General features: G+C 69.5%; 15 protein-coding genes. 4 read left to right on the forward strand and 11 right to left on the reverse strand.

What is annotated here, in order from left to right; translation table 11 throughout:
• The first annotated feature begins 13 nt into the window (after window positions 1–13).
• Genes ACIOJD_RS31975 through ACIOJD_RS31985 form a run of 3 tightly spaced genes read left to right on the forward strand, consistent with a single transcriptional unit; the run spans window position 14 to window position 4,419 of the window.
• Window positions 14–274, forward strand: coding sequence for an acyl carrier protein (locus ACIOJD_RS31975; RefSeq protein ID WP_401919694.1), 261 nt, complete (start codon window positions 14–16; stop codon window positions 272–274).
• The gene (locus tag ACIOJD_RS31980; protein WP_401919696.1) at window positions 271–1,086 is read left to right on the forward strand and encodes an acyl-ACP desaturase; all 816 of its coding nucleotides are present in this window, start codon (window positions 271–273) and stop codon (window positions 1,084–1,086) included. The genes ACIOJD_RS31975 and ACIOJD_RS31980 overlap by 4 nt, the downstream gene beginning before the upstream one ends.
• A gap of 3 nt (window positions 1,087–1,089) precedes the next feature.
• A complete protein-coding gene (locus tag ACIOJD_RS31985; RefSeq protein WP_401919698.1) occupies window positions 1,090–4,419 on the forward strand; it encodes an aminotransferase class I/II-fold pyridoxal phosphate-dependent enzyme in 3,330 nt (1,109 codons plus the stop codon).
• A 21-nt stretch (window positions 4,420–4,440) separates the two neighbouring features.
• Here ACIOJD_RS31985 and ACIOJD_RS31990 read toward each other — a convergent pair whose 3' ends face one another.
• A complete protein-coding gene (locus ACIOJD_RS31990) occupies window positions 4,441–5,439 on the reverse strand; it encodes an NAD-dependent epimerase/dehydratase family protein (protein WP_401919700.1) in 999 nt (332 codons plus the stop codon).
• A complete protein-coding gene (locus ACIOJD_RS31995) occupies window positions 5,436–7,670 on the reverse strand; it encodes an MMPL family transporter (protein ID WP_401919701.1) in 2,235 nt (744 codons plus the stop codon). The genes ACIOJD_RS31990 and ACIOJD_RS31995 overlap by 4 nt, the downstream gene beginning before the upstream one ends.
• 202 nt (window positions 7,671–7,872) lie before the next feature.
• Between ACIOJD_RS31995 and ACIOJD_RS32000 the strand changes: the two genes are divergently transcribed.
• The gene (locus ACIOJD_RS32000; RefSeq protein WP_401919703.1) at window positions 7,873–9,033 is read left to right on the forward strand and encodes a GNAT family N-acetyltransferase; all 1,161 of its coding nucleotides are present in this window, start codon (window positions 7,873–7,875) and stop codon (window positions 9,031–9,033) included.
• Between the two features lie 169 nt (window positions 9,034–9,202).
• Here ACIOJD_RS32000 and ACIOJD_RS32005 read toward each other — a convergent pair whose 3' ends face one another.
• The 9 genes from ACIOJD_RS32005 to ACIOJD_RS32045 all read right to left on the reverse strand — a co-directional run bounded on the left by ACIOJD_RS32005 (window position 9,203) and on the right by ACIOJD_RS32045 (window position 25,039).
• The gene (locus ACIOJD_RS32005; protein ID WP_401919705.1) at window positions 9,203–10,780 is read right to left on the reverse strand and encodes a class I adenylate-forming enzyme family protein; all 1,578 of its coding nucleotides are present in this window, start codon (window positions 10,778–10,780) and stop codon (window positions 9,203–9,205) included.
• A 206-nt stretch (window positions 10,781–10,986) separates the two neighbouring features.
• On the reverse strand, window positions 10,987–11,745 hold the full coding sequence (locus ACIOJD_RS32010) for an SDR family oxidoreductase (protein ID WP_401919706.1): 759 nt from the start codon (window positions 11,743–11,745) through the stop codon (window positions 10,987–10,989).
• Window positions 11,742–16,067, reverse strand: a complete 4,326-nt coding sequence (locus ACIOJD_RS32015; protein ID WP_401919707.1) for an amino acid adenylation domain-containing protein — start codon at window positions 16,065–16,067, stop codon at window positions 11,742–11,744. Before ACIOJD_RS32015 ends, ACIOJD_RS32010 begins: the two co-directional genes overlap by 4 nt.
• A gap of 53 nt (window positions 16,068–16,120) precedes the next feature.
• On the reverse strand, window positions 16,121–16,930 hold the full coding sequence (locus tag ACIOJD_RS32020; protein ID WP_401919708.1) for a 2OG-Fe(II) oxygenase: 810 nt from the start codon (window positions 16,928–16,930) through the stop codon (window positions 16,121–16,123).
• A gap of 2,144 nt (window positions 16,931–19,074) precedes the next feature.
• Window positions 19,075–19,713, reverse strand: a complete 639-nt coding sequence (locus tag ACIOJD_RS32025; protein WP_401919710.1) for an HAD family acid phosphatase — start codon at window positions 19,711–19,713, stop codon at window positions 19,075–19,077.
• Between the two features lie 253 nt (window positions 19,714–19,966).
• Window positions 19,967–21,583 carry an MFS transporter gene (locus ACIOJD_RS32030; RefSeq protein ID WP_401919711.1) on the reverse strand — a complete coding sequence of 539 codons (1,617 nt, stop codon included), beginning with the start codon at window positions 21,581–21,583 and terminating at the stop codon, window positions 19,967–19,969.
• 255 nt (window positions 21,584–21,838) lie between these two features.
• On the reverse strand, window positions 21,839–22,849 hold the full coding sequence (locus ACIOJD_RS32035) for a DMT family transporter (RefSeq protein WP_401919712.1): 1,011 nt from the start codon (window positions 22,847–22,849) through the stop codon (window positions 21,839–21,841).
• The gene (locus ACIOJD_RS32040) at window positions 22,846–23,454 is read right to left on the reverse strand and encodes a TetR/AcrR family transcriptional regulator (protein WP_401919714.1); all 609 of its coding nucleotides are present in this window, start codon (window positions 23,452–23,454) and stop codon (window positions 22,846–22,848) included. Before ACIOJD_RS32040 ends, ACIOJD_RS32035 begins: the two co-directional genes overlap by 4 nt.
• A 235-nt stretch (window positions 23,455–23,689) precedes the next feature.
• A complete protein-coding gene (locus tag ACIOJD_RS32045) occupies window positions 23,690–25,039 on the reverse strand; it encodes a mucin-1 (RefSeq protein WP_401919716.1) in 1,350 nt (449 codons plus the stop codon).
• Window positions 25,040–25,171: the final 132 nt, after the last annotated feature.

The following is a 25,171-nucleotide window of genomic DNA, read 5'->3' on the forward strand; positions in this document are numbered from 1 at the left end:
TCAGGAGAGTGGCATGAACCGTGCCGAGGCACTCGCGGTACTGCAGAGCGCCGGTGAACACGTCAGTCATCACGAGCTGGGACCGTTGACCGCTGAAGCGGAACTGCAGGCGCTGGGCCTCGACTCCGTACAGCTCCTCGAAATGATCACGGTGGCTGAGCACAGCATCGGACTCCGCCTGCCGGACGAGGCATTCGGACGCGTACGTACGGTCGGTGATCTCTGCGAGGTGCTCATGGCGGCGGCCCCGGAGCGGCAAGCGGGCACTCGATGACCTCCCGTGCGCTGCGTGAGGCGTTCCACCGTGAGTACATGTCGTTCTTCGAACGGGCGGAACGCACCCGTCGCTGGAATCTCTTCGAGGATGTGCCCTGGGAGCGGCTCGACGGGGCTCCCAGGGACGAGCGGCTCGCGCTGTGCGCCGAGACGTTCTGCGGCGTGGAGATGTTCCTCCCGGACTATCTGCGCGAGCATCTGTCGCTGCTGGCCGGCGACTACGGCCAGGCGTGGTTCGCGGCGAACTGGGGTTACGAGGAGGCCAAACACTCTCTGGTGCTGCGCGAGTATCTGCGCCGCAGCGGGCAGCGCACCGAGGAGCAGTTGCACGACTACGCCGAGGAGATCATGGCCCGCCGGTGGCGGGCACCGCACAGCGAGCCGCGGCAGATGACGCTCTACCTCGCCGTGCAGGAGCTGACCACCTTCGTGATCTACCAGAAGCAGCGAGAGCTGGCGCGACGGACGGGCGATCCCGTACTGGCCGAGGTGTACCGGTTCATCGGGCGGGACGAGATGGCGCACGCCCGGTTCTACCAACGCATGCTCGCTCTGCACCTGGACGTCGACCGCGCGGGCACACTCACCGATCTCGCGCATGTGGTACGCACCTTCCGCATGCCGGCCCAGGATCTGCTGCCCGACTACGCCCACCGCACCGCCGTCATGCGTACGGCGGGGGTGGACGCCAGGGTGTTCTTCACCGAGGTGGTGCTGCCCCTGCTGGCCGCGCTGGGGCTCACCCGCGAGGACCTGTTCTCCGTCCCGGTCCGGCCGGCATCGGGCGCCTCCACCCGCACGGAGGGCTGAGCCATGGTCCCGATCGCGATCACCGGTATGGCCTGTCGTTTTCCCGGGGCGCCTGACCTCCATGGCTACTGGCGGCTCATCCACCGCGGCGTCGTGGTCGGCGGCCCCGTCGGCGGGCGGTGGAATCACGAGCCGTTCCACCGCCCGCAGGACCCCCGCGATCCCGATGGCTCCTACACCGACCGGGTGGCTCACCTCGACGACGTACGCTCCTTCGCGGCGTTGCACTACGGACTCCCTCCACGACGTGTGGAGGTCGCCGACCCTCAGCACCGGCTGCTGATCGAGCTGACCCGGGTGGCGCTGCAGGACGCGGGACTGGAACGCGGCCCGTTCCCCAGGGAGCGTACGGGGGTCTACGTCGGCGCCTCGGTGACCGAGTACAAGGACATGCTGACCTCCCGGATCCGGGCCCGTCAGCTCGCCCAGGGGGAGTTCGGGAGCGTGGACGCGGCGGACGCGGACCGTCTGACGGCCGCCGCCGACGCGGTCGCGCCGATGAACGCCTACACCGTGCCGGGCACGCTGCTGAACATGGCGGCGGCATCCGTCAGTTCCGTCTTCGATCTGGGCGGCCCGAGCTTCGTGGTGGACTCGGCGTGCTCCGCGTCCCTCGCCGCCGTGCACGAGGCGGTCACGCATCTGCGCGCCGGTCAGTGCGAGGTGGCCCTGGCCGGTGGGGTCTACCTCAATCTGGTGCCGGACAATCTCATCGGCTTCTCCCGCATCGGCGTCATGTCCCGCACCGGCGTCTGCCGCCCCTTCGACCGGCGTGCCGACGGATTCGTGCTCGGCGAGGGCGCCGGAATGGTGGTCCTCAAACGACTCACCGACGCCCTGCGCGACGGCGACCGGGTGTACGCGGTCATCCGCGGCAGCGCCTGCACCAACGACGGCCGTTCCAGCGGACCCATGACACCGAGCAAGAAGGGACAGACCGCCTGTCTGGAGCGTGCCTACGACGACGCGTGCGTCTCACCGGGCAGCGTGGGGTTCGTCGAGTGCCATGGCACGGCCACCCCTACCGGCGACGCGGTGGAGATGGCCGCACTGCGTGACCTCCGGTCGGGATCGCCCGCCGGGCCGCCGGCTTATGTCTCCTCGGTCAAGGCGAACATCGGCCATACGCTCTCCGCCGCGGGCATCGCGGGTCTGCTGAAGGCGGCCCTCGTCGTCCATCATGGTGTCGTTCCGCCGCAAGCGGGCTGTGAACAGGCCGAACCCGCGCTGCTCCCGGACGGGGGCACGTTCGCGATCACACGCGAGCCACGGGCCTGGCGGCCCGAGCGGGACGCGCCGCGCAGGGCCGGTGTCAGCGCCTTCGGATTCGGCGGCACGAATGTGCACCTGGTGCTGGAGCAGGCCCCGGAGCCGTCGGCGGGACGAGCGGTTTCACAGGACGCCGACGGCCTGCTGTTTCTCCTGACCGCAGGATCGGGCACTCTGCTCGCCCAGTACGCCGAACGGCTCGCCGGGGCACTGGGCGAGCCGGAGCCGCCGGCGCTCGCCGATGTCGCGTACACCCTGGCCTCGCGGACTCCGCTGCGGGCCCGAGCCGTGGTGGCCGCCGCCACCCGCACCCAGTTGTCGGAGCGGCTGGGCGAGTTGGCGAGCGCACTGCGCGACGACACCGCCGCGCCGCCGGGCGCATGGCTCCGGTGCCCCGGCTCCCTCCCGCGCGGCCGCGGCGGACCACCACCCCTGGAGGCCGGGCGCCTGCTCGGTTCGCGGCGGCCGCCGTCCGTGGGCGCCGGACGACTGGTGAACCTGCCTCCCAGTCCGGTCGAGACCAGTACATACTGGGCGCTGGGCGACCCCGAGCACACCACGGCGCCCGACGGCTCCGTGACCGAACGCCTGCTGGCAGCCATCGCCCGGGTGTCGGACTTCCCGCCGGACGTACTCGGACCGGACCAGGCACTCGTCGACGACCTGGGGTTCGACTCCCTGCTCGTCGCCGAACTCGCCGAGCAACTGGCCCATGAATGGCCCGAGTTGCCACCGCTCACCCGCGTACCGCGGCCCGGGACCACGGTGCGGGAGATCGCGGACTGGATCACGGCCCATGCCCACGGGTTCGCACCGGAACAGATCCCGTCCCCGCCACCGGTCCCGTCCCCGCTAGCCGAGAGGCCGCCGGAGACCGACGGGCTCCCCGGCGTCGCCGGCCGGCTGCGTCTGCTCGGCCTGCCGAGTCCCTACTTCGCCGTTCACGACGGACTCCTCGGCGCCACCACGGTGGTCGACGGCGTGCGCCTGACCAACTACTCCGGATACGACTATCTGGGGCTCGCCAGGGATCCCGTGGTGACCACGGCCGCGAAGGAGGCCATCGACCGGTACGGCACCTCCGTCTCGGCCAGCCGCGCGGCTTCCGGGGAACGACCGGTGCACGGCCTGCTGGAAGAGGCGCTCGCCCGGCACCTGACCGCGGAACGGGCCCTCGCCCTCGTCGGCGGGCACCCCACCAATGTCGCCGTACTGGGACATCTGCTGGGCCCGGCCGACCTCATCGTCCATGATGCGTTCGCGCACAACAGCATCGTGCAGGGAGCCCAGCTCTCCGGTGCCCGCCGACGGATCTTCCCGCACAACGACATGGCCGCACTGGACCGTCTGCTCGCCGAACAGAGGCCGCTGCACCAGCGCGTCGTCGTCGCGGTGGAAGGCGTCTACAGCATGGACGGCGACCTCGCGGACCTGCCGGCCCTGATCGAGCTGCGGCGCCGCCACGACATCCTGCTGTACCTGGACGAGGCGCACAGCGTGGGCGTCCTCGGCGCCACGGGAGCCGGCGCCGCCGAGCACTGGGGCGTCCCGGGAGACGAAGTGGACCTCCGTATGGGGACACTCTCCAAGGCACTGGCCAGCTGCGGCGGGTATATCGCGGGCGCCGAACCACTCGTCACCCACCTCAGGCATACGACACCCGGATTCCTCTACAGCGTCGGCATACCGCCGAGTGCGGCGGCCGCGGCACTGGCCGCGCTCGAACGGCTCCGCCAGGAACCCGCACTGGCGGCGACGGCCCGTGCCCGTGCCGCACGATTCAGGGAACGCGCCGGGAAGACGGGGCTGAACACCGGCCTCAGCACCGACGGTTCCTGTGTCGTGCCGGTCGTCACCGGTGACGCTGCCAGTGCGCTGCGGCTGGCCGACCGGATGCGTCGACGCGGCGTCAACGTACAGCCGTTCACCCCACCGGCGGTGGAGAACCACCAGTCACGCCTGCGGTTCTTCGTGACCGCCCGGCACAGCGAACGACAGATCGACGAAACCGTCCGGACTCTGTCAGCCGAATGGACTGCGCTCAAGGGCGCGCTCACCACGTGACGACCGGGGCTCCGGTGCCCGCTACCGCGCCAGCAGGTCGGCCAACCCCTCCTCCAGACGGACGGCGGGAACGAAACCCAGCTCACGGCGCGCCCGTTCCGTGGAACAGGTCCACCACGCGTTCCGCAGCTCGACGGCCTTGTCGCGGTTGAGCGGAGGATGTACGCCACGGACACGGCCGACCAGCTCGGCGCCCCTGGCCACCGTCCCGACCAGAGGGAGGGGCACCGGCAGTACCAGCGGACCGCGGCGGCGGCCGAGTGCCCTCGCCAGCGCCGCGCACAGCTCCTCCCAGGTGTGCGTGGTGCCGTCCGACACGGTGTAGACGCCGTCGGCGGGCCGCGTCACACTGAGCCGGCGGCCCCGGAGCGCCGCCGCCAGCAGTGCCTCGCAGACGTCGTCGACGTGCACCACGGAGTATCCGCGCGGACCGAACCCGGCCTTGAGCACAATTCCCGCTCGCACCATGGGCAGCAGCGAGGGGACGAACGCCGGGTCCCCCGGGCCGTAGACGATCGGAGGGCGGACGATCGTCGCGGGCAACCGGTCGGACAGTGCGCGAACCGCCTCCTCCGCGGCGAGCTTGCTCCGTCCGTAGCGGGACACCGGACGGGGAGGGTCTTCCTCCCTGCGCGGCCGGCCCCTGTGCGAGGGGCCCGCGGCGGCCAGGGAGGAGCACAGGACGAGCGGCGGCGGGGGCGTCAGCGCGGCCGCTTCCTCGGCGAGTCTGCGTGTGCCTCCCTCGTTGCACCGGCGAAATCCCTCGTCTGTGGGCGACTTGACCAGGCCGCCGAGATGTACGACGTAGTCGGCGCCGCGTACGACCTCGCGCAGACCCTCCCCGGTGACGAGGTCGCCGGTCACCGGGCGCACCCCCGCCGCGGCGATGACCCGGTGCGCGGAGGTGCTTCGTACCAGGGCGACCACTTCGCCGCCCTCATCGATGATCCGCCGGCACAGCCTCCGGCCGATGAACCCCGTCGCCCCGGTGACCGCGAAACGGGGGCGTGCGGTGGTCATGGGTCCTCCGTGAGTGCCGCTGGAACGGGAGTTCCTGAAGAGACAGGACGGTCCTTTTCACGCCCGAACCGCGGCAGCCACCAGTTGGCGCGCCCGGCGAGCCGCATCACGGCCGGGACGAGCAGGGCGCGGATGACGGTGCAGTCCAGCAGTACGGCGAAGGCGAGCCCCACGCCGATCACCTTCAACAGGACGAGGGAGGAGAGCGCGAGCGCCGCCGTGACCGTGGCGAAGACCAGGGCTGCGGACGTGAAAAGCCTGCCCGTGCGCTGCAGACCGATGGCCACCGCGGTCGCCGTGTCGCTCCCGCGGCGGTGCTCCTCGACGATGCGGGACAGCAGGAACACCTCGTAGTCCATCGACAGACCGAATGTCACGCAGAACATCAGGCTCGGCACGACCACGTCCGTGATGCCGCCCGCGGTGATGTCACCGAGCAGCGGTGACAGGTGCCCCTGCTGGAAGACGGCGACCAGAACTCCCGAAGTGGCGGCCAGACCAAGTGCGTTGAGCAGGAGCGCCTTGAGGGGAATGAGTACGCTCCGGGTGAACGCCAGCAGCAGCGCGAAGGCGGCCAGCACCGTGACGCCGACGACCAGGGGCAGGCGGCCGGCCAGGGCGTGTTCGGTGTCCGCGAGTCTGGCACCGGGGCCGCCGACCAGGACAGGTCCGGGCGCGGGCACCGCGCGTAGCCCGGCGGCGAGGCGGCTGCCCTGAGGGGACAGCGGGTCGTTGCCCTCCGGGATCACCGACAGCCAGGTGCCACCGGGACCTGTGAACCGGGCGGACGACGCGTCCGGCGCCGCCGACCGGCGCCCGTCGCGGTACGTGCCGGTTCTGGCATCCACCCGTCGTACACCTGGCGTCAGGGCGAGCCGACGGGCATAGGCGTCGAGCACCGGGTCGGGCACCGTGCCGGAGCGCCCGGCGCCGGATGCCGGAAGCACCACGCCGGCCGCGTCCACCCACTCCGACCCGAAGTCCGCGCGCAGCCGCTGGGACGTCTCGGCGACGGGTGAGGACGACGGGAGGATCCGGTCGTCGTACATTCCGAACCGCACGTGCAGCACCGGGGCTGCCAGCAGGACGAGGAGGGCGAGCGCCCCGACGGTCACCAGGACCGGGCGTCGCATCACCGCGCGCGCGAGCCGGAACCACGCGCCCGACCGCAGGGCGCGGTGAGGGCGACGGAGACCGGCGAACACATCCCAGCAGTCGAGGCGGTCACCGAGAAGGATGAGCAGGGCGGGAAGTACCGTCAGTGCTCCGGCGGCCGACGCGCACACCACCGTCGCTCCGCCGTAGGCGAGCGATCTCAGCAGCGGCAGCGGGAAAAGCAGCAGTGCGCACAAGGAAGCCGCGATGGTCGCCGCGGAGAACACCACGGTGCGGCCGGCACCGCGCAGAGTCCGTCGCAGCGCCCGGTCCGCTCCGGCGCCACCGGCCAGCTCCTCCCGGTATCGGCTCACGAGCAGCAGGCTGAAGTCCACCGCGAGCCCGAAGCCCAGAGCGGTGGTGATGTTCAAGGCGAAGAGCGACACCTCGGTGACGGTGCTCAGCAGGCGCAGGACCGCTGTCGTGGCGGCGACCGCGACCACACCCACCACGACGGGCAGCAGAGCCGCCGCGACGCTGCCCAGAACCCAGAGAAGGATGAGGAGAACCAGCGGCACGGCCACGAATTCGGCGTAGCGCATGCCCTCCTCGCTCAGCTTCTCCGTCTCGTCCATCACCGCCGCCGCGCCCGACGCCGATACCCGCAACGGCCCCCTCGTGCCGGTGAACCGGTCGATGATGTCACCCGCCGCGTCACGGGTGGCCTGTTCGTCGCCCCGGAAGCGGATCAGTACGAGAGCCGAGCTCCGGTCCTCGGTACGCAGGGACGGAAGCGGCTGCTGCCAGTACGAATTCACCCAGACGACCCGGCGGTCCTCTGCCAGCCGACGGGTCAGGCCGCGGCCCGCGGCGGTCGCCTGTGGAGTATCGACGGAGTCCGGCGTTGTGGCGAGCAGGATCAACTGCGGCGGCCCGGCGTGGAATTCGGAGGCAAGCTGAGCCTCGGCGCGCACGGAGTCGGCCGACGGCGGGGTCCAGCCCCCGGGAGACAACAGACGGGCCAGACCCAGCGCGTACCAGCAGGCCAGCAGACCGAGTAGGCAGGTGAGCGCCACGACCAGTCGTGCGCGCCGCAGCGACCGGCGGTCGAAGCCGTTCAAGGGCTCTTGCCTCACGGGCCGACCCGCCTCCCTCCGTCTGCGTCTCGTGGCTCATGCCTCGTGGCTCGTGCCTCGTGCCTCGTGCCTCGTGCCTCGTGACGGAGTCAGTCATAGCACATGCCATCACGAATGGTAATTGCTCAACTACCCTACGTGCTAGCCTTGTTGAGCTTGCGCAGCGCGGGACGAGTATCGGCCGAGGAGGAGTTGCGAGGGCATGCAGAGATCTGACGCGTACGCCGTGGAAGTGGTCCGTACCCGCTCGGACCGGTCGGCGTTCATCGGCTTCCCTCACGTCCTGTACCGGCATGAGCCCTTGTGGGTTCCTCCGCTGCGCAGCGAACAGCGCAGGCTCATGGACCGCGGGTCCCATCCCTTTTACGAGTTCGGCGAGGTGCGGTTCTTCCTGGCTCGGCGAGGCGGTCACGTCGTGGGCCGCATCGCGGCCGTTCACAACCCCCATCACAATCTCTTCCACGGTTCGAAGGACGGTTTCTTCGGGCTGTTCGACTGCGTCGACGATCCAGATGTGGCCGAGGCGCTGTTCACCGCCGCCGCGTCCTGGCTACGGGCGCGGCACCTCGTCACGCTGCTCGGCCCGGTCAGTCTCTCGACCAACTACGAATGCGGAGTACTGACCGAGGGATACGACCTTCGGCCCGCCATCCACATGCCGTACAACGCACCGCACTACACCGGGTTGATGTCCGGCTGCGGATTCACCACGGCAATGGAACTGCTGGCCTGGGAACTTCCCGCCACCGTTCACGAGAACCGCGGACTGCTGCGGCTCCTGCCGCCCGGGAGCGACCGGGGAGTCCGGATCCGCCCGTTGGAACCACGGAACTTCGGCGCCGAATCGGACCTGGTCAAGGAGATCTACAACGCCGCCTGGGAACGCAACTGGGGGTTCAGTCCGATGACCGACCGTGAATTCGACGCCATGGCGAGGCAGTTGCGGCCACTCCTCAGGCCGGGGCTGGGAGTTGTCGCGGAAGTGCACGGCGAGCCGGCCGGTTTCGCCTTGGCGGTACCGGACTTCGCCCCCGCGCTCGCGGCGGCGAACGGAAGTCTGCACACCTGGGGCATCCCGCTGGGCCTGGTGCGGCTGCTGTGGGCGCGCCGAGGGCTTGACCGGGTACGCGCGATGGTCCTGGGCGTACGGGAGGAGTATCGCGGCCGCGGCATCGAACTGCGCATGGGAATGGAGCTGTCACGAGCCGCACAGCGGCTGGGCTATCCCGTCATCGAAGCATCCTGGGTGCTGGCCGACAACCACCGTGCCAACCGGGCGATGAAACTCACCGGGGCCCGGGTGATCAAGAAGTACCGCATCTACCAACGCCCGCTGGAACGCCTCGCGCGGTCCCCGCGGTGACCGATCCGCCCGAGCGCACACTCGCGGTCCCGCGACGCCGTCGGGTGTCGGCGGGCGGCACGCAGAGCCCGGCGCAGGTGATCCGCTCGGAGCCGAAGACCAGCGCGGGGTGGTCGGGGTGTTGCTCAGCGGACTCGGCCAGTACCCGGTACGCACGCGGCGGTCGGTGTCATGCCGCGCCGCTGTGCCGTGCGGCCAGCATCCGCTTGTCCGGCTTGCCGGCCACGGTGAGGGGCAGCGCGTCATGGAACGTCACCACGGCCGGTACGTGCTTCGGGGACAACTCGGCGGCGACGTGACCGATCAGAGTCCCGGAGTCGGCGGTGCCGCCCGTCCGTACCACGACGGCGGCGTGGATGTGCTCCACGCGATCGTCGTCGACCACGCAGTACACCGCGGCCTGGGCGACCTCCGGGTGGGTCAGCAGCGCGTTCTCCACATCCGTGGGACGGACCTTGATGCCGTTGGTCTTTATCACTTCGCCCATCCGGCCGTGCAGACTCAGAAAGCCCTTCTCGTCGATGGAACCGAGGTCGCCGGTGTGCACCCAGCCGTCGCGGACGGTCACGGCGGTCAGCTCCGGTTCGCCCCAGTAGCCGAGCATGGTGGACGGGCTCCGTACGCACACCTCGCCGATCCCGCCGGGCGGGACGTCACGGTCGTTATCCAGGTCGCGGATGCGGACCTCGGCTGCCAGGCGTCCGGCAGTCCGGCGGAGTTCCGGGTCCAGGTGGTCCGGCGGGCTCAGGATGCTGATGGGGCTGGTCTCCGTGGTCCCGTAGATCTGGAGCAGCACCGGGCCGAACACCTCGACCGCCTCGGCCAGGCGGGCGGGGGCCGCAGGAGAGCCGACGTAGGTGAGGGTCCTGATGCTCGACCGGTCGGTGGTGGCGATGTCGGGGTGATCGAGCAGCATGTACAGCTGCGGCGGGGTGATCGTCAGCGTGGAAACGCGGTGGGTTTCCACGGCCCGCAGCACTTCGCCCGCCTCGAACCCGTCGTGCAGGACGACCGTTCCGCCGGAGGCGAGCGCGAGGTCGACGATGGAGCCGCTGGAGTTGCTCACCGGCAGGGTCGACAGGTACACGATGGGTTCCGGGGACTGGAAGCCCACCTTGAGGCCCACCTCGAGGTAGCGGCTGCGGACGTGGTAGGGCATCGTGACGGCCTTGGGGGTGCCGTTGGTACCACTGGTGCAGATCACCACGGCCGGCCGTTCGGGGTCGGTCTCGACGGTGTCCAGGTCGAAGGCGTCCGGGTCGCCCGACGAGAGGTCCAGGACATCGGGACCGAGGGCGCCGAGTGCGGCAAGACGCGGTGGCTCGGGCAGCCGGTCGCACAGTTCGCGGGCCGCGTCGGCGTTCTCCTTGTCGACTGCCAGGAAGGTCGCCCCGGTCCTGCTGAGGATCTGCTGCCGGGCGGCGGCAGCCAGTTGATCGGTGGGATCCACCGCGTTCGTGGAGTGCAGGTGGACCAGGGTGGCCCCGGCGAGGTTGGCCGCGTAGCGGAAGATGATGGTAGCCGGGCTGTTGGCGATGGTCAGCACCGCAACGACCGGATCCTTGGCTTCCGCCATCGGAGACCGGCGTTCCGTGAAGTGCCGGCGCAGGACTTCCGCCGCCGCGAGAACCGCCTTGGTGAACTGGCCCGCGGTGAACTCCTCGCCTTCCCGCCACAGGGCGATCCGGTCGGGATCGGACGCCAACGCCTCAAGCACCCGGCGGGCGTAATTCTCGTTCGAAGACATCGGAACTCCATTCCGCACTGCCCATGCCCATGGGCCCGGCCAGCAGGATGTTGTGGGGTCGGTGAGGGCCCCGCGCACCGAGACCGCCCGCGCGAGAAATCGGGTACGCCCCTGAGACTGCGGCTGTCATCCGGTGCGCGAGAAGCGTGACTCGGCCGACGGTGGGCGGTGGCCGTGCTGGTCCGGCTTACGGGCCGAACGACCGGTCAGGCCCGCTGGCGAGTGGGGCGCAGACGAATGTCGTCGAGGTGGACATGCGTCGGGCGTCCGATCACGTACCCGACGACGTCGGCGACGTCTTCCGGGACCAGCAGCGGCCCGTTCTCCTCGGCGATCGCCTCGAACCACGCCGCGTCGTATCCCGCGGCTTCCTGGAACCCGGAGCGTACGAAGCCCGGTTCGATCAGGGTCACCCGGATGTTGTAGGAGCACACCTCCTGCCGCAGTGCGTCCACCAGCGAGTGCACCGCGAACTTGGTCGAGCCGTAGACCGGATTCGCTGCCGACACCTGCCGGCCGACGGTCGAGCCGACGACCACGATGTCCCGCACTTGCTCGCCGCCGTCGGCCTCCGCCCGCTTACGGAACTCGGCACCGACCACACGGAGTTGGCGCAGAATGGCGAGGTAGTTGACTTCCAGCAGTTGCTGCCAGCGCTCCGGGTCGGAGCCCAGCACGGTGCCGGGCAGGCCCTGCCCGGCGGCAGCGACGAACACGTCGGCCGGTCCCCACTCCAGCTCGGCCGCGGCCAGCAGTTCCTCGGTATGGCCGGCCTGCGCGATGTCGCCGGCCACCGGTACGGCCCGGCCGGGCGCCGTACGCAGCTCTTCGGCCAGTTCCGTCAGTCGTTCGGCGCGTCGGCCGGCGGCCACCACGTGGGCGCCCTGATGGGCGAGGTGACGGACGACGGCCCGCCCGATCCCCGACGAGGCTCCGGTCACGACTGCGATGCGTCGGTCTGTCATGTTGAGTCCCTGTGATTCATCGATCGGCTGGCTCGTGGAGAGGGCGTAACGGGTCGGTGCGGCAGCTCACCCCGGTCGATCAGGCCGGTCAACCAGGCGTGCAGCCAGGTACGGCCCGGTGCGGGGAACAGCACGTCCAGGCGGGTGAGCAGGCGACGGGTGCGGCTGTGGTCGTAGCGGACATTGCGCTCCGGACGGCTCGCCCAGAAGTGCGCCAGAGCGATCTGTTCGTCGCCGTCGGCCAGATGGTCCGCGAACAGCGGCGCGAAGTCGGCGACCTCGTCGGGATCCAGGACAAACCCCAGCTCGCGCAGGGCGGCGAACAGGTCCGCGTAGGGCACCTCGTGGTGCGTGTCGACATGGAAAGTGCCGCCGGGCACCCGTTCGCTCCGCGAGATCGCCAGGATGCCTTCAGCCACCACATCCACCGGGCTGAGTGCGACCGTCCGCGCGTCGAGCCTGGGCACACGGCCGATCTGTACCGCGGCGCGCAGGAGTTGGACCAGCCGGCTGTCACCGCCGTTGCGCTGGAAGCGGCCGGTGACCGAGTGGCCGGTGACGTTGCCCGACCGGTAGACAAAACCCGCGCCGCCGGCCGCGGCGAACTCGTGGACGATCCGCTCCGCGTCGTACTTGCTGCGCTCGTACTCGTTGAGGAAGCGCTGGCCGATGTTGAGGTTCTCCTCGGAGAAGACCGCCTCTTCGCCCTCCGGCCCGGTACCGCAGACCGCGAGAGTGGAAACGTAGTGCAGGTCCTTCGGCCGACCGGTCGAGGCGAGAGCGACGACCGCGCGCACCGGCTCGGTGTTGAGACGGGTGAAGGTCTCGCGGTCGCCGAACAAGCGGGTGTCGGCGGCAAGGTGGTAGACGGCCTCGACCTCGCGGACCAGCTGTTCGTACTCCTGGTCGGCCAGGCCGAGCGCGGGCTCGGCGAGGTCACCGGCCAGCACCGTGAGCCGGTCGGCGTAACGGTCGAAGTCGACATCGGGCAGGTACCAGGCGAGCGTCTCGCGCAGCCGCTCGGCGGCCGGGCTGCCGTCGCGGTCGCGGACCAGGCAGTGGATCGTGCCGCTGGTACGGGTGAGCAACAGGTACAGGAGGTGGGCACCGATGAAGCCGGTGGCCCCGGTGAGGAGCACGGTGCCGTACTCACGAACGCCGCTCCGTCCGAGGCCGCCGCCGGCCGGCTGCTCGAAGTGCAGCGTGCGCGGGACTTGGACGAGCAGACCCGTGGAGGAGCCGGGCTCCACCACGAACTGGCCCTCCTCCGGCGGAAGCCCTGCCGCCTCCAGCAGGTGCGCCCGGGTGTCGCGTGCCAGGTCGGCCAACTGCCTGACGTCGTGCGGGCGTGAGGGGTAGGACAAGTCGACGACCAACTGGCCGTCGTACAGGCGCGCGGTGAGCTTGAGGGCGTAACCACGGTCGTTCTCCGGTCCGCGGACCGGGCCGAGCCGGTGCCGTGAGGGCGACAGCCGAAGCTCGTCGTCCTGAGGGAAGGCAAGCGTGCCCAGGTAGTTGAAGCACACGTCGGTGCGCGTCGGCCGGCCGTGGAGCCCGTAGGCGATGCCGAGTCGGGGCACATCCGCCAGCGCGACGTCAGCGGCCTTGACGGTAGCCGTCATGTCGTCGGCGACGGCAGCGATGCCGACCGGAAACGTGGAGGTGAACCAGCCCACAACGCGGGAGACGTCAAGGGCCTCGTCAAGTGGGAGTCGTCCATGGCTCTCGACATCCACCAGGACCTCGTCGGTGCCGCGCGCTGTGGCGAGTGCTTGGGCGAAAGCGCCGAGCAGGACAGCATGAGGGGGCAGCCTGGTGCGATGGAGCGCGTCGGTCTGGGCGCGGGAGAGATGGAACCAGACCGTCTCGGCGTTGCCCTCGCTGTTGTCGCCGATGGCGGCAGAGGCCGGCGCCGAGGTGGTGATGTCGGCCCAGTGCACGAGGTCGTCGGCCAGCACAGGGGCCTGGACGCGCAGGTGGGTCGCCCAGTCGCCGAAGTCGGTGGGTGCGGGAGCAAGGGACGGAGCCCTACCGCGCAGCCGTTCGGCGTAGCAGTGGGCCAGGTCGCCGGTGACAATGCGCCAGGAGACGGCGTCGACGCACAGGTGATGGGCGACCAGCAACAGGTGGCTCCGTTGCGAGCCGAGGAACAGGTGGGCCTGGAACAGGGTGCCGTCCTCGACCCGGATCCTCCGTTGGCAGGCGGTCGCCGTCTCCTCGATGTGCCGTTCGGCCTCTGCGGCGGTGCCGGGCAGGGTGGAACTGGTGAAGGGAGTGCCGGGCTCGGTGAGCACGCGGCGGACACCGCCCGGTCCGGGGCGGAATGCGGTGTGGAGCAACGGGTGCAGACGTATCACGTCGGCCACCGCGGCGGCCATGATCTCCGGCCGGACGGGCGGGTCGGCGTCCAGCAACAACGCTTGGTTCCACTGGTCGGGCTGGGCGAAGTGCTGCCGGAAGAACCATTCCTGGGCGGGAGACAGCGCGGTGTCCTCGGCCACGAACGGGACCACCGGCCGGTCCGTGGTCGATAGCCCCTCGTCCGCGGCGCCCGCCCGTAGAAGGGTGGCCAGGGCAGCTGCTGTGGGTTCGGCCAGAAAGGCGGCAGCGGATACCCGATGGCCGCGGGACTGCAGATCCGCTATCACCTGGATGGCATCGATGGAGTTGCCGCCGACCGACGAGAACTCGTCGTGGGGGGTGAAGTCGTCGTGCCCCAGTTGGCGTCGCCAAGCCGTCAGCACCTCGTCGAGCAGAGGATCCTCCGAGGAACAACGGCTCCTTCGGCCCTCGGTGGGGCTCTCCTCGACCAACTGACGTAGCGTCACAAGGTCGGTCTTGCCGTTCGCGGTCCGTGGGAAGGCATCGAGTACCTCGATCCGGTCCGGGACCATGTACGAAGGCAGTACTTCCCGGGCTCGGGCTCGGAACGAGGCCCCTCGCTCACCGGTACCCGGTGCGCCGACCACGGCGACCAGTCGGCCGTGCTCGCCGGTCAGCAGCATCGCGAGGGCGTCGGTGACGCCGGGCATCCGTCGCAACTCTGCCTCGACGTGGCCGAGTTCGACTCGGTGACCGCGCACCTTGACCTGCCGGTCGCCGCGGCCGAGGAACTCCAGCACACCGTGGGTGTCGGCCCGGACCCGGTCGCCGGTGCGATAGGCCACGCCGGCACCGGGGTGTCGCTCGGCCACTTCCCCGGTGAACTCCGCCGCGGTGGCTTCCGGAGCGCCGCGATAGCCGAGCGCGACCGATGGGCCGACCACGTACAGCTCGCCGGTAGCATCCCGCTCGTGGAAGGCTCCGTCAGGTGTGCGGACGAAGAGCCGGTTCGTACCGAGCGGGCGGCCGATCGGTACCGACGCCGCGTCGCCCAGGGCGTCGAGGTCGGTCTCGGAGGTGAGGAGATGGACGGAGACGCCGACCGTCGTCTCGGTCGGGCCGTAATGGTTGACCAACGTGGCGGTGATGCCGGAAGCGATGACTCTTCGGGCCAGCGGCAGGGGCAGGATCTCGCCGCCGAGCAACAGATGCCGGAGCCTTGGCCGGGTGGCGCCGTCGAGCCCGTAAGCCTGGAACAGGACGCTCCAGTGCGAAGGCGTGGTCTTGAGGACGTCGATTCCCTCAGCGTGCAGATAGTGGAGCAGACCTGCGGGGTCGCGCCGTGTGGCGTCGTCCACCAGATGCAGGGTGCCACCGGTCCACAGGGCGAGAAAGACGCACGTGTTGCCGAGGTCGGCGGCCAGCGTGGTGACGTGGGCATACTGGAGCGGCTCGGTGATGTCGAGCCGCTCCAGCAAAGACTCGGTGTAGTGCCTGATGTTGGCGTGCGAGACCATGACGCCCTTGGGCAGCCCGGTGGAGCCGGACGTGTGCAGCACATACGCGGTGTCCTGCGCGGCGGGGGTGCTCACACTCCCCTCCGGGGGCTCCCCGGCGTCCCCGGGGACGGTCTCGTGGACATCGACCACGTCGAGTCCGTGTCGACGTAGTTCTTCGAGGTATGGTGCCGCGCCGAGCACCAGGTCGGGGCGGGCCGCGGCGAGACGGCCCGCCCCCTCGGAGACCGGATCGGTCACGTCGACCACCGTGTATGCCGCACCAGCGGAGAGCACGGCCAGGAGCGCGGCGACAGTCTCAGGCGTACGGTCCAGGTACACGCCGACGAGGTGCCCGCGGCCGATGCCTCGGTGGCGCAGACGGCGGGCCAGTCGCGAGACCCGGACGTCGAGCTGTGCGTAGGTCAGACGATCGTGACCCACGGCGACAGCCGTACGGTTCGGGTGGGCTCTCGCGTGCGCTTGGACGTGAGCCGGGAGCATCTACTGTCGTCCTCTGGGTGTCGACTCGTGGCCGGGCGGCTGGTGGTGGTGCGTCAGCTCCAGAACAGGAGCGGTTCCTGCGGGCCCTTGGTGACGATGAAGGTGCTGGCCCCGACCCGGTGCTGGTCCTTGGCCGGCGTCACCGCATGCAGCTGACGGGGGCTGATGAGAATGAGGTCCCCGGCTTCCGGGTGGATCTGAAGCGCCGGCTTCTCGATGGAGTCCGGGTCCAGGCCCTCGACCTCCAGGATCTGCTCCGTCTCTTCCGGAGTGGGCTCACGCAACCAGAGCTGGAGGTCGCCGCCCTCGTCCGCGGACTGCAAGTAGATGTTGGCGACGAGCTGGTTGAGTACGCCCTCGATCTCGGGGGCGTCGGTCTCCTGATCAATCGCGTCGTTGTGCGGCCAGAACTCCGAGGTGTTCGGCTGGAAGACGCGGAGGGCACCGACGAAGCAGGTCCGGTCCCGCAGGCGCAGCAGGTTGGCGCCCGCCGGCCACAGTTCCTGCAGTTCCAGCCGGATGCGGTCCACCGGTGCTATGTAGGGATGGAACAGGGAGCGGACGTCTTCAATCGCAGGGAGTGCCTGCTCGTGGTACTTGTCCGTCAGTTCCTTGTCCCATTTGGTGTCGATGTGAGGCATGTAGACACGACCGACACTGCTGGTGTACTGCTTGTGGTAATGGCCGAGTTCCTGGTGATTGATTGCTTTTTTGGCGGCCTCGGCCGCGATCTCGATCGGGTAATAGCCGCGCACGTGGATCGCGGCGATCTCTCGGTTGGCCAGCTGGAGCAGCGAATCTGTGGTGAGTTCGTGCGCGACCGCGTTTGTCGCGGACCGTACGACGTCGGGCAGGGTGGTCACGGATAGCTTCCTCTCGGTGGGGGCGCAGGGCTGGTGCGAAGGGGCGACCGTGCCGGGAACTCGATGTCGCGGCCGGGAACTCGATGTCGCGCCCATCCGGATCGGCATTGATGGCAAGACAGCCCGGATCAGGGGCAACGGAATTTCACCGACCGCAATGCGGTCGGCCGGAGATCAGCGAATTGAGCCTCTTGTTCTCGGCCGACCGCTCCCGGAGTCGAGCACGCCAGGTGACGCTCCATCAACTGTCCAGGGAATCCACTCAGCGTGCGTCAAGTTTCTCGGCAATCGTCAACCCATGGTCCATGGCACTGCGCGTCTGTTTTCTCCGCGATTACTCGACGGTGAACGAACTCATATTATTTCTGTGGCACGCCGCGGGTGTCTGCCGCCGCCGTCACGAGGGGCCGGCGCGGGTCGGTTTGCCGTCCCCTCCACTGCTGGGGTCGCCATGCTCGTCAATGAGGCGCAAGTGGCAACCGCAACTCCGGGTCAGGGTCGGCTACTGCACAGAAATCCACTGCTGAATAACGGGAAAATATAGTGGATCGCACCACCCTCGGCGACAGGAGGGCCTGAGAACCAGTGGACGAGCGACGTGTGCACTCATCACGATTCTCCACCGGCCGCGCAAGTGAAGCACAAATCGTACGGGAATTTAACGACCAAGCTCCCGTCAATGTGATGACTGTTCCGCATGCGCGTCCTCACACCTCTCCACACCTCCTGTTCCACGTAGCCGTGCAGTGACATCCCGGTAAATGGAGGCTTATCCAAAAGCTCCTAATCGCCCGGCATCACCGCTGGTCACTGGTTACGCTGCTCCCGAGTTCCACATAACTCCGAATCAGCGCTACCGGATTTGAGTCTGGTTGATCTTTCCCAGTCGTGTCAACGATGCAGCAATGGGAATCAGGGGAGGTCACGGGGTGACGATGTGTTTTGAGCCCCTCATCCAGGATCGCCGGCAGATGTTCGACCCGGCCGAGCTCAGGTTGTCGATGGTGATCAAATTTTTCACCGGCTTGGGAGGTTTGAGGTTCATGTAACTCCCCATCCCGGATCCTCCTCATTGGTCGCAGCCGAGAATTGTCCCGCAGATGACTGCGGCAGGCCGGTTGACCAGCGCCACCGCCTCTTATCCGGCCTGTGTGAGGTTGTACAGGCGGACGATGCCGAGCGTGACGTGGGGCGCGCCGTCGCCTTTCAGGCGGTGGTCGCGAAGGATTTCCAGCTACGCCGGCTACTCGGCGCGGGCGCCGAACGGGCCCGCTCGTCATCTCGTTCGGGCACCATTCGCGCCCGATCGGTCGCGCTCATCTTTTGGAGTCTGGCTTGAATTGATCGCCGGCCTCAGCGCTTCGCAGAGCTGCCCACTTCCGCTTCCCGGCAAGAATGCCCACTATATTGCCGTGATCAAGGCGAAACATCCACCCTGGTGTGACAATGGCTCAGATGCCCGCTCTCACGGGATGTGTCCCTGCCCGAAATGACCCGTGACCTTGTTCAAGGCAGCGGTGGTGGTCCAACTTCTGAGTTCTGTCACTGATCGAGGGGTGTCGGCCGCTTGATGACGGTGAGAAGAAACTGTCCTCGGGGTGGCCTGGCGCGCGTCCGGCACGCAAGCCCGGTCCGGCCCGGATTGGTGCGATCCTCGGCCGTTATCACGCCCAGCGCCCCAAAGGTTCCTCGCCGGTTGTGATGACGCCGAGGAAGCGGTGAGTCGGTAGTCGGCCAGTCGGACTGTCTCCAGGGCGGTGTCGGTACGTTCCACGCCCGGATGCCGAAGTTCCGTCCGGTGCCTGCGGGGGGGCGACGGTGGCACCTTCGGCGAAGAACGGCGCGCGATCCCGGCACACGACCTCGATCCCGGGCCGCTGGGCCAGCCAGACGGCCCGGGTCGACAACTCCCGGTCGGGCAGCAGGTCGACGGACCGGCGGGGTTCGACGTCCACGAGAACGGTCCCGTAGCGGTCCGGTAGTTGCGGCTCCTGCGAGTGGCGTACTCCTCGACGCCAACCACCAACAGGGCGGGCGAGTTGAGGGACGCGACCGGACGCGACCGTCGCCACTCGTTCCGGGACCTCGTCCGGCACTCGTCCGGCACTCGTCCGGCAAACGACGACGTGAGTCAGGTGTTCAGGTCAGGAGAGCTGGCCGTCGTAGTCGGGGAGTTTGAAGGTGCGTTCGGCGTGGCCGCCGGTCAGGTCGGTGGTGTTGTTTCCGATGTTGGCGATGATCGTGTAGCCGTCCTTCTCGATCTTCACGCGCTGGGCCGTCTTGAACGCGCTCACCTCCGTGAACAGGTCGCCGGTCGACCGGCCGTAGAGCCCGTCGACCGTGTAGCCGACCGACGTCAGGTTGTACTTGGTGACCGACTGGATGAGGTCGGGACGGGCAGTCACGAAGAAGATCTTGACGCCGCGGTCGTGCGCGAAGTCCGCCAGGGCGAGGGTGCGCCGGATCGCCGGGGTCGGCAAGGCTGACGAATAGTCCGTTTCCAGCGAGGTGTTGTCGATGTCCAGGACGATGGCGGGTTTCTGGCCGGCGGGCACCGAGGCAAGACGTCCGGCGACGTAGGAGTCGGCCTGGTCCATGACAGCGGCGATGTCGGCCTGCCAGGTCGCGTAGTCGGGCTTCGCCGCCGCCGCGGTGCCGGTGGCGGCCGGGGTGGCCGCCGGGGCGGGCGGAGCGGCCAGGGCGGGAAGAGCTGTGCCCGCCGCGATCATCGTGGTGAGAACCGCGGTCGTGGTGAGGGTTCTGAGCAGGCCGAGTGCCGCCATATCGGTCTCCTTGGGTGAGGGGTGGGGCCGATGGGTCGGGCACATCGTGGCAGCCAAAGGTTACCGACGGGTAGAGTCCGGTCGGCCATTCGTCGAACTCGCCCTGAGCCAGGCCCTGTTGCCCCGCACACGCTTCGGTGTGACAGGCAGGTCGCGACCGCGCCGGACTCCGAGACGGGGATGCGGGAGTGGAGCAGGAGCGCGCCCGCCGCGCCCGTCCGCGTAGGGTCGCCGACTACCTCGCCGGCCGCCGCTACAGCCCGGTCGAACCGGGCTGGGCCGTCGGGATCCGGTGGGTGAAGAACAGTGCGATGAGGGCACTGAGTGCGAGGACGGCGAGTGCGGCGCGCAGACCGTCGAGTCTCGCCGCGGCGTTCGCGTCGAGCGCGGCGGCGGTCACGTCGGCGTTCGCGTCGGCGTCGTTGAGGACGGTCTTGAGCTGGGCGTCCGAGAGGAAGGGCACGCCGTTCTGGAGTTTGACGTTCGCCTGGCTCTTGACCTCGGCCGGGACCGCCGGGTTCTGTTCGATGCTGGTCAGGAACGATGTGGTCAGCGTGGCGATCAGGATCGACCCGGCGAGTGCCGTACCGATCGAGGCCCCGAGGTTGGTGACGGAGTTCTGGATGCCGCCGACCTCCGCGCTCTGCTCGTCGGGCACCGCGGACACGGTGACCGAGCCGAGCTGGGAGGCCAGCGCGCCCATTCCCAGTCCGATCAGCAGCAGTGGAATCGTGACGATCTCCGCGCCCGCGTCCACGTCGAGCGCGGCCATCAGGGCGACGGCCCCCGCGAACATGGAGAAGACCCCGAGCCGCACCACCCGCCGCGGTGAGACGTCCGGGAGAAGTCGCGGGATCAGGATCGCGGCGGCCAGCAGCGTCAGCGAGAGCGGCAGAATGCGCGCGCCGGTATGGAGCGCGGAGAGGCCGAGCGCCACCGACAGATAGAGCGGTACGACGAAGAACACGCCCATCTGTACGAGGTACTGGAAGAAGAACATCGTCAGGCCGCCGGTGAGTTGCCTGTTCCCCAGCAGCTCGGGGTCCACGAGCGGCTCCTTGCCCTGTACGACAAGCCGGGCCTCCCAGCGGAGGAAGACCCAGATCAGGAACAGACCCGCCAGCGTCAGCCATACGACCGGCGAGACTCCCAGCCACGAGGGAGCGTCAGGCTTCGGACGGAACCAGCCCCATTGGTCCGAGCGCAGGACGCCGAACACGAAGATCCCGAGCCCCAGGGCGGAGAGCACGGCCCCGGCGAAGTCGACGCGCGGACGCTTGGCGGGCGCCGCGTCGGCGACCCGCCGGGCGAGCACCAGGATGCCGAGCACGAGCACCACCTCACCGGCGAACACCCAGCGCCAGGAGAAGTACGTCGTCGCCACACCCCCGATGAGCGGCCCCACCGCGATCGCCATGGCCCCGGCGGCGGCGACGAGTCCGTAGGCGCTGGGGCGGCGTTCCACGGTGAAGTTCCCGGCGACGAGCGCCACGATCGCGGGCAGGATCAGCGACGCCCCGACCCCCTCCAGGAACGCCCAGCCGACCAGCAGCACCGCCAGGTTCGGGGCGAGCGCCGTCGTCAGCGAACCGCATCCGTAGATGCCACAGCCGATCATGAATGCCCGCTTGCGGCCGATCAGTGCGCCGACCTTCCCGCCGGGGATCATGAGCATCGCCATCACGAGCGTGTACGCGGTGATCGCGCCCTGGATCCCGGTCACGGTGGTGCCCACGTCGTCGGCCACGGTCGCGATCGACACGTTCATGACCGAGCTGTCGAGTGCCATCAGGAACTGGCCCGCCGCGAGCGTCAGCAGGACGACCCGCGTCGATGTGGTGCTCTCGTGCGTGTCCGCCTTGGGTGTCATGACCGTATTGTCGCCACGGTCATGGACAACCGGGCCGTGACCTGCCATGCAGATCAACCGGTTGGCGGATGCCCACTCGGGAACGTCGCCGGCCCGACCAGCCCGTCACGTGTGCGGGGTGATGCGCCCGCCGACGGACCTTCATGGCCCGGCAGGCTCGGCTCCCGCGCGGCGGCGCGTCCGCCCGGCCATGCCCCCCGCCGTACGCCCGGCCACCCACGGTGCGTCCTCGCGTCTGCGGCCGGGAGCTAGGGCTCATGAGTTCCCGCTGTGCCCTGCAAGCCCGGCGGGGTCCGTGTGGGCGGCGCCGTGTACCTCTGCGGTCGTTGCCCGGGGCCTCGCCGTGGCGCGGGTCGGCATGGTGAGGACGGCGAGGCAGCCGACGACCAGGGCGATGCCGGTCCATCCCAGCAGGGGCAGGCGTTCGCCGACGACGAGGACGGCCAGGACGGCGGCGACGGCCGGTTCCAGCAGCGAGAGGGTGGTCGCGGTGCTCGCCGGGACGTGCGCGAGGCCCCAGCCGAACAGGACGTAGCCGGCGAACATGGGCACCAGGGCCATGTAGATGCCGACGGCCGCGTTGGACCAGGAGGCGAGGAGCGGGGAACCGGTGACCAGCAACACCGGCATCAGCAGCAGCCCACCGATCCCGAAGACGGTCCCCATGGCCGCGCCGGAGGTGATGCCGCGGCTGATCAGACGGTGGGCCGCCCAGGAGTACAGGGCGTAGGTGAGCCCGGCGACCAGGCCGAGCCCCACGCCGAGCACGGTCTGTCCTGCGGAGCGGGCACCAGGGCCGTCAGGGGCGCCTGCCGCTTCGGCCGCGCAGAGCAACACCGTCCCGGACAGGCCCAGGGCGGCGCCGATCATCCAGCGGCGCGTGAGGCGGCGCCCGTCGACGACACGCTCGATCAACGCCGAGGCGAGCGGGGCCGATCCGATGGACACCACGGTGCCGACCGCGACCCCGGCCAGGTGCATGGAGCTGTAGAACGCCAGCGGGTAGGCCCCCACCGACAGCGCGCCGAGGAGCACCACGCCCTTGTGCGCGCGCAGCCGAGGGGCCTCCCGGCGGATACGGGGGGCGGCGATGAGGGCTTGGAGCAGTCCGCCCAGGCCCATGGCGACTGCCCCGATCGCCAGCGGCCCCACGTCAGGGGCGAAGGTCGCGGCGGTGCCCGTGGTGCCCCACAGGACCGACGCCAGCAGCACGCAGACCGCTCCCCCACCTGTCGTGCCGACCGCGTGTCCGGCTGCCCGCGTCACAGCCGGTCCAGCAGGTCGGCCGCCATCGTGCGAGCGTGCTCCAGACGCGTACCCGCCCCTTCCAGGCCGGCGCGCGCCATCGCGCCTTCCAGCAGGAACGACAGGTGCTCCGCCGTCGTGCGCGCTTCTTCCGGCCGTCCGGGCAGCAGGTCCTCAAGGTGCCCGGCGAGCAGGTCCTCGACCTGTTCTTTGTGGCGGCGCACCGAGGCCCGGCCCTCGTCCGCGGCAGGCAGCTCGGCGGCTGCGTTCAGCAGCCCGCACCCGCGGAAACCGTGCTCGTAGGCGAAGGCGGCGTGATCGGCGTACGCGTCGAAGACGGCCAGCACGCCGCCGCGACCGCCCGCGGCCTCCTCCAGCCGCCGCCGGTACAGGCCCAGCCACTCCTCATGCCGCGCGTCGAGGTAGGCCATCACCAGATCGGCCTTGGAGGAGAAGTTGTTGTACAGGCTCATCTTCGCCACACCAGCCTCGGCGGTGATCGTGTCGATCCCCGTGGCCGCCACGCCGTCGGCGTAGAAGCGGCGCGCCGCGGCGGCGAGCAGCCGCTCGCGCGCGGCCCCTCGCCGCCGGCCGGGGCGCGCTTGCGCCGTTCCGGTCTCGCTCATCGCATTCCCTCCCGGTTACTAGGTAGGTCAGTCTACCCAGTACCGGGGTGGCGTCCGCTCGGCGGCCGGCCTCGGCCCCTCACAAACGGTCCTTTGCGCGCGCAAGATCAACAATCGGCCACCGGGTCCCACCCGACGTGTGGCGCGCAGTACAGAAATCCGTCGGGAAAGCGGAGACCGTCGGCGGTGACGTCCACGGCGGGCATGGCCGGGCTTTTCCGGAGGGGAGTTCGGGTCAGCGCGGTGACGGGCCGGGCCAGATGGCCGAGGCGTCGTCGCGGTGCGGGTCGGGCAGCCGGACCGGGCGGACCGGGATGGTGTGTTCGCGTCCCCCCGTGACGGCTGTCCAGGTGACGGGGTGCCCGGAGTAGCACAGGGTGGTCAGGACGAACACGCCGTCGGCGTAGATCTCGACGTATTCGCCGATGGTGAGGATGCGCAGCGTGGTGGCGGGGTCCGTCAGGACGGTTTCGCCGAGGCGGGTCCCGTCGGGGCCGGTGACCCAGAGGCTCTTGCGGTCGCAGCCCACGGCCAGTGCGGGATCGTTGCTGTCCGGGACCTTCGTGCGCAGGGTGATGGCGACCGGCCCTGTTATGCCGATGTCGCCGACCGCGTGCGGGACGGGGCGGTCCGTCTCCTCGCCGAGCCATGGGTTCAGGCCGGGCCACCATTCCAGGCGGGGGGCCGAATCGAAGGGTGTGACAAGAGACTTGGGTTGGGCGAGCATGCCGCGGCAGCGTTCCCCGGTATCGGTGAGGCCGACTTGGCGGGGCGTGGTGTGCAGCACGACGCGGGAGCCGTCGGGCGCGGCGATCACGCGCGGAGCGTAGGCGCCGGTCGGGCCAAGAAGGCCGCGCCGGGTCCAGGGGCCTCGCAGACTCGGTGCAGTCCATGCCTCGAAGCCACGGGTCGCGCCGATGGAGCCCAGCAGCAGCCAGGTTCCGTCATCGAGGCGTTCCAGGACCGGGCACTCCAACTCGTCGACGTCGCCTGGGGAGATGAGCGGCGAGTGGACGGTCCAGTGCTCCAGGTCGTCGGAGGTGGCCCAGGCGACGCAGCCGCTGACCTCGACCGGGAGGGAGGCGTCACTGGCGCAGACGACCATGACCCAGCCGTCCGACTCGTCGTCGCGTACGACGAACGGGTCGCGCCAGCCCATGCGTTCACCGGTGCGGTACCAGCGCGGATCCGCCTCGACGACCGGCACGGTCCCGTGGCGCCGCCATCCGGTGCCGTCCGTGCGGTCGGAGTACGCCAGCCCGACCGACTGGAGCGGCCAGCCGTCCCGCGTGAGACCCAAGACGCCTGTGTAGAACATCGCCATTCCGTCGCCGTACTGGATCGGATGCATGGTCCACACCGCCTGCTGGTCGAACCGGCCGGGCAGTCCGTTGCCGAAAGCGGAGCCCTGCGGCTGCCAGCGGATCAGGTCGGTGGAGGTGGCCCGGCCGAAGGAGGTCTCCATCCGCAGGTGGTCGAACTCCGCTGTCCAGGGCCCCTGTAGATGCAGCACCACATACGTGCCGTCCTCGTCGCGCAGGACGGCGAAGTCGTTCACGCAGAGGCCGGGCGGCGCGTATCGCATGCACAGTTCCTGTCGCTCCACAGCGCCCAAACGTATGCGCTGATGCTTGATACCAGAAAGGTCTCCCGAGAACCGGCCCAAGTAAATATGAACGCAAACGCTTGCGCAACAACATGGGCGGGTTTACGGTCA

This window comes from Streptomyces sp. NPDC088116, from assembly GCF_044741745.1.
Classification (GTDB): domain Bacteria; phylum Actinomycetota; class Actinomycetes; order Streptomycetales; family Streptomycetaceae; genus Streptomyces.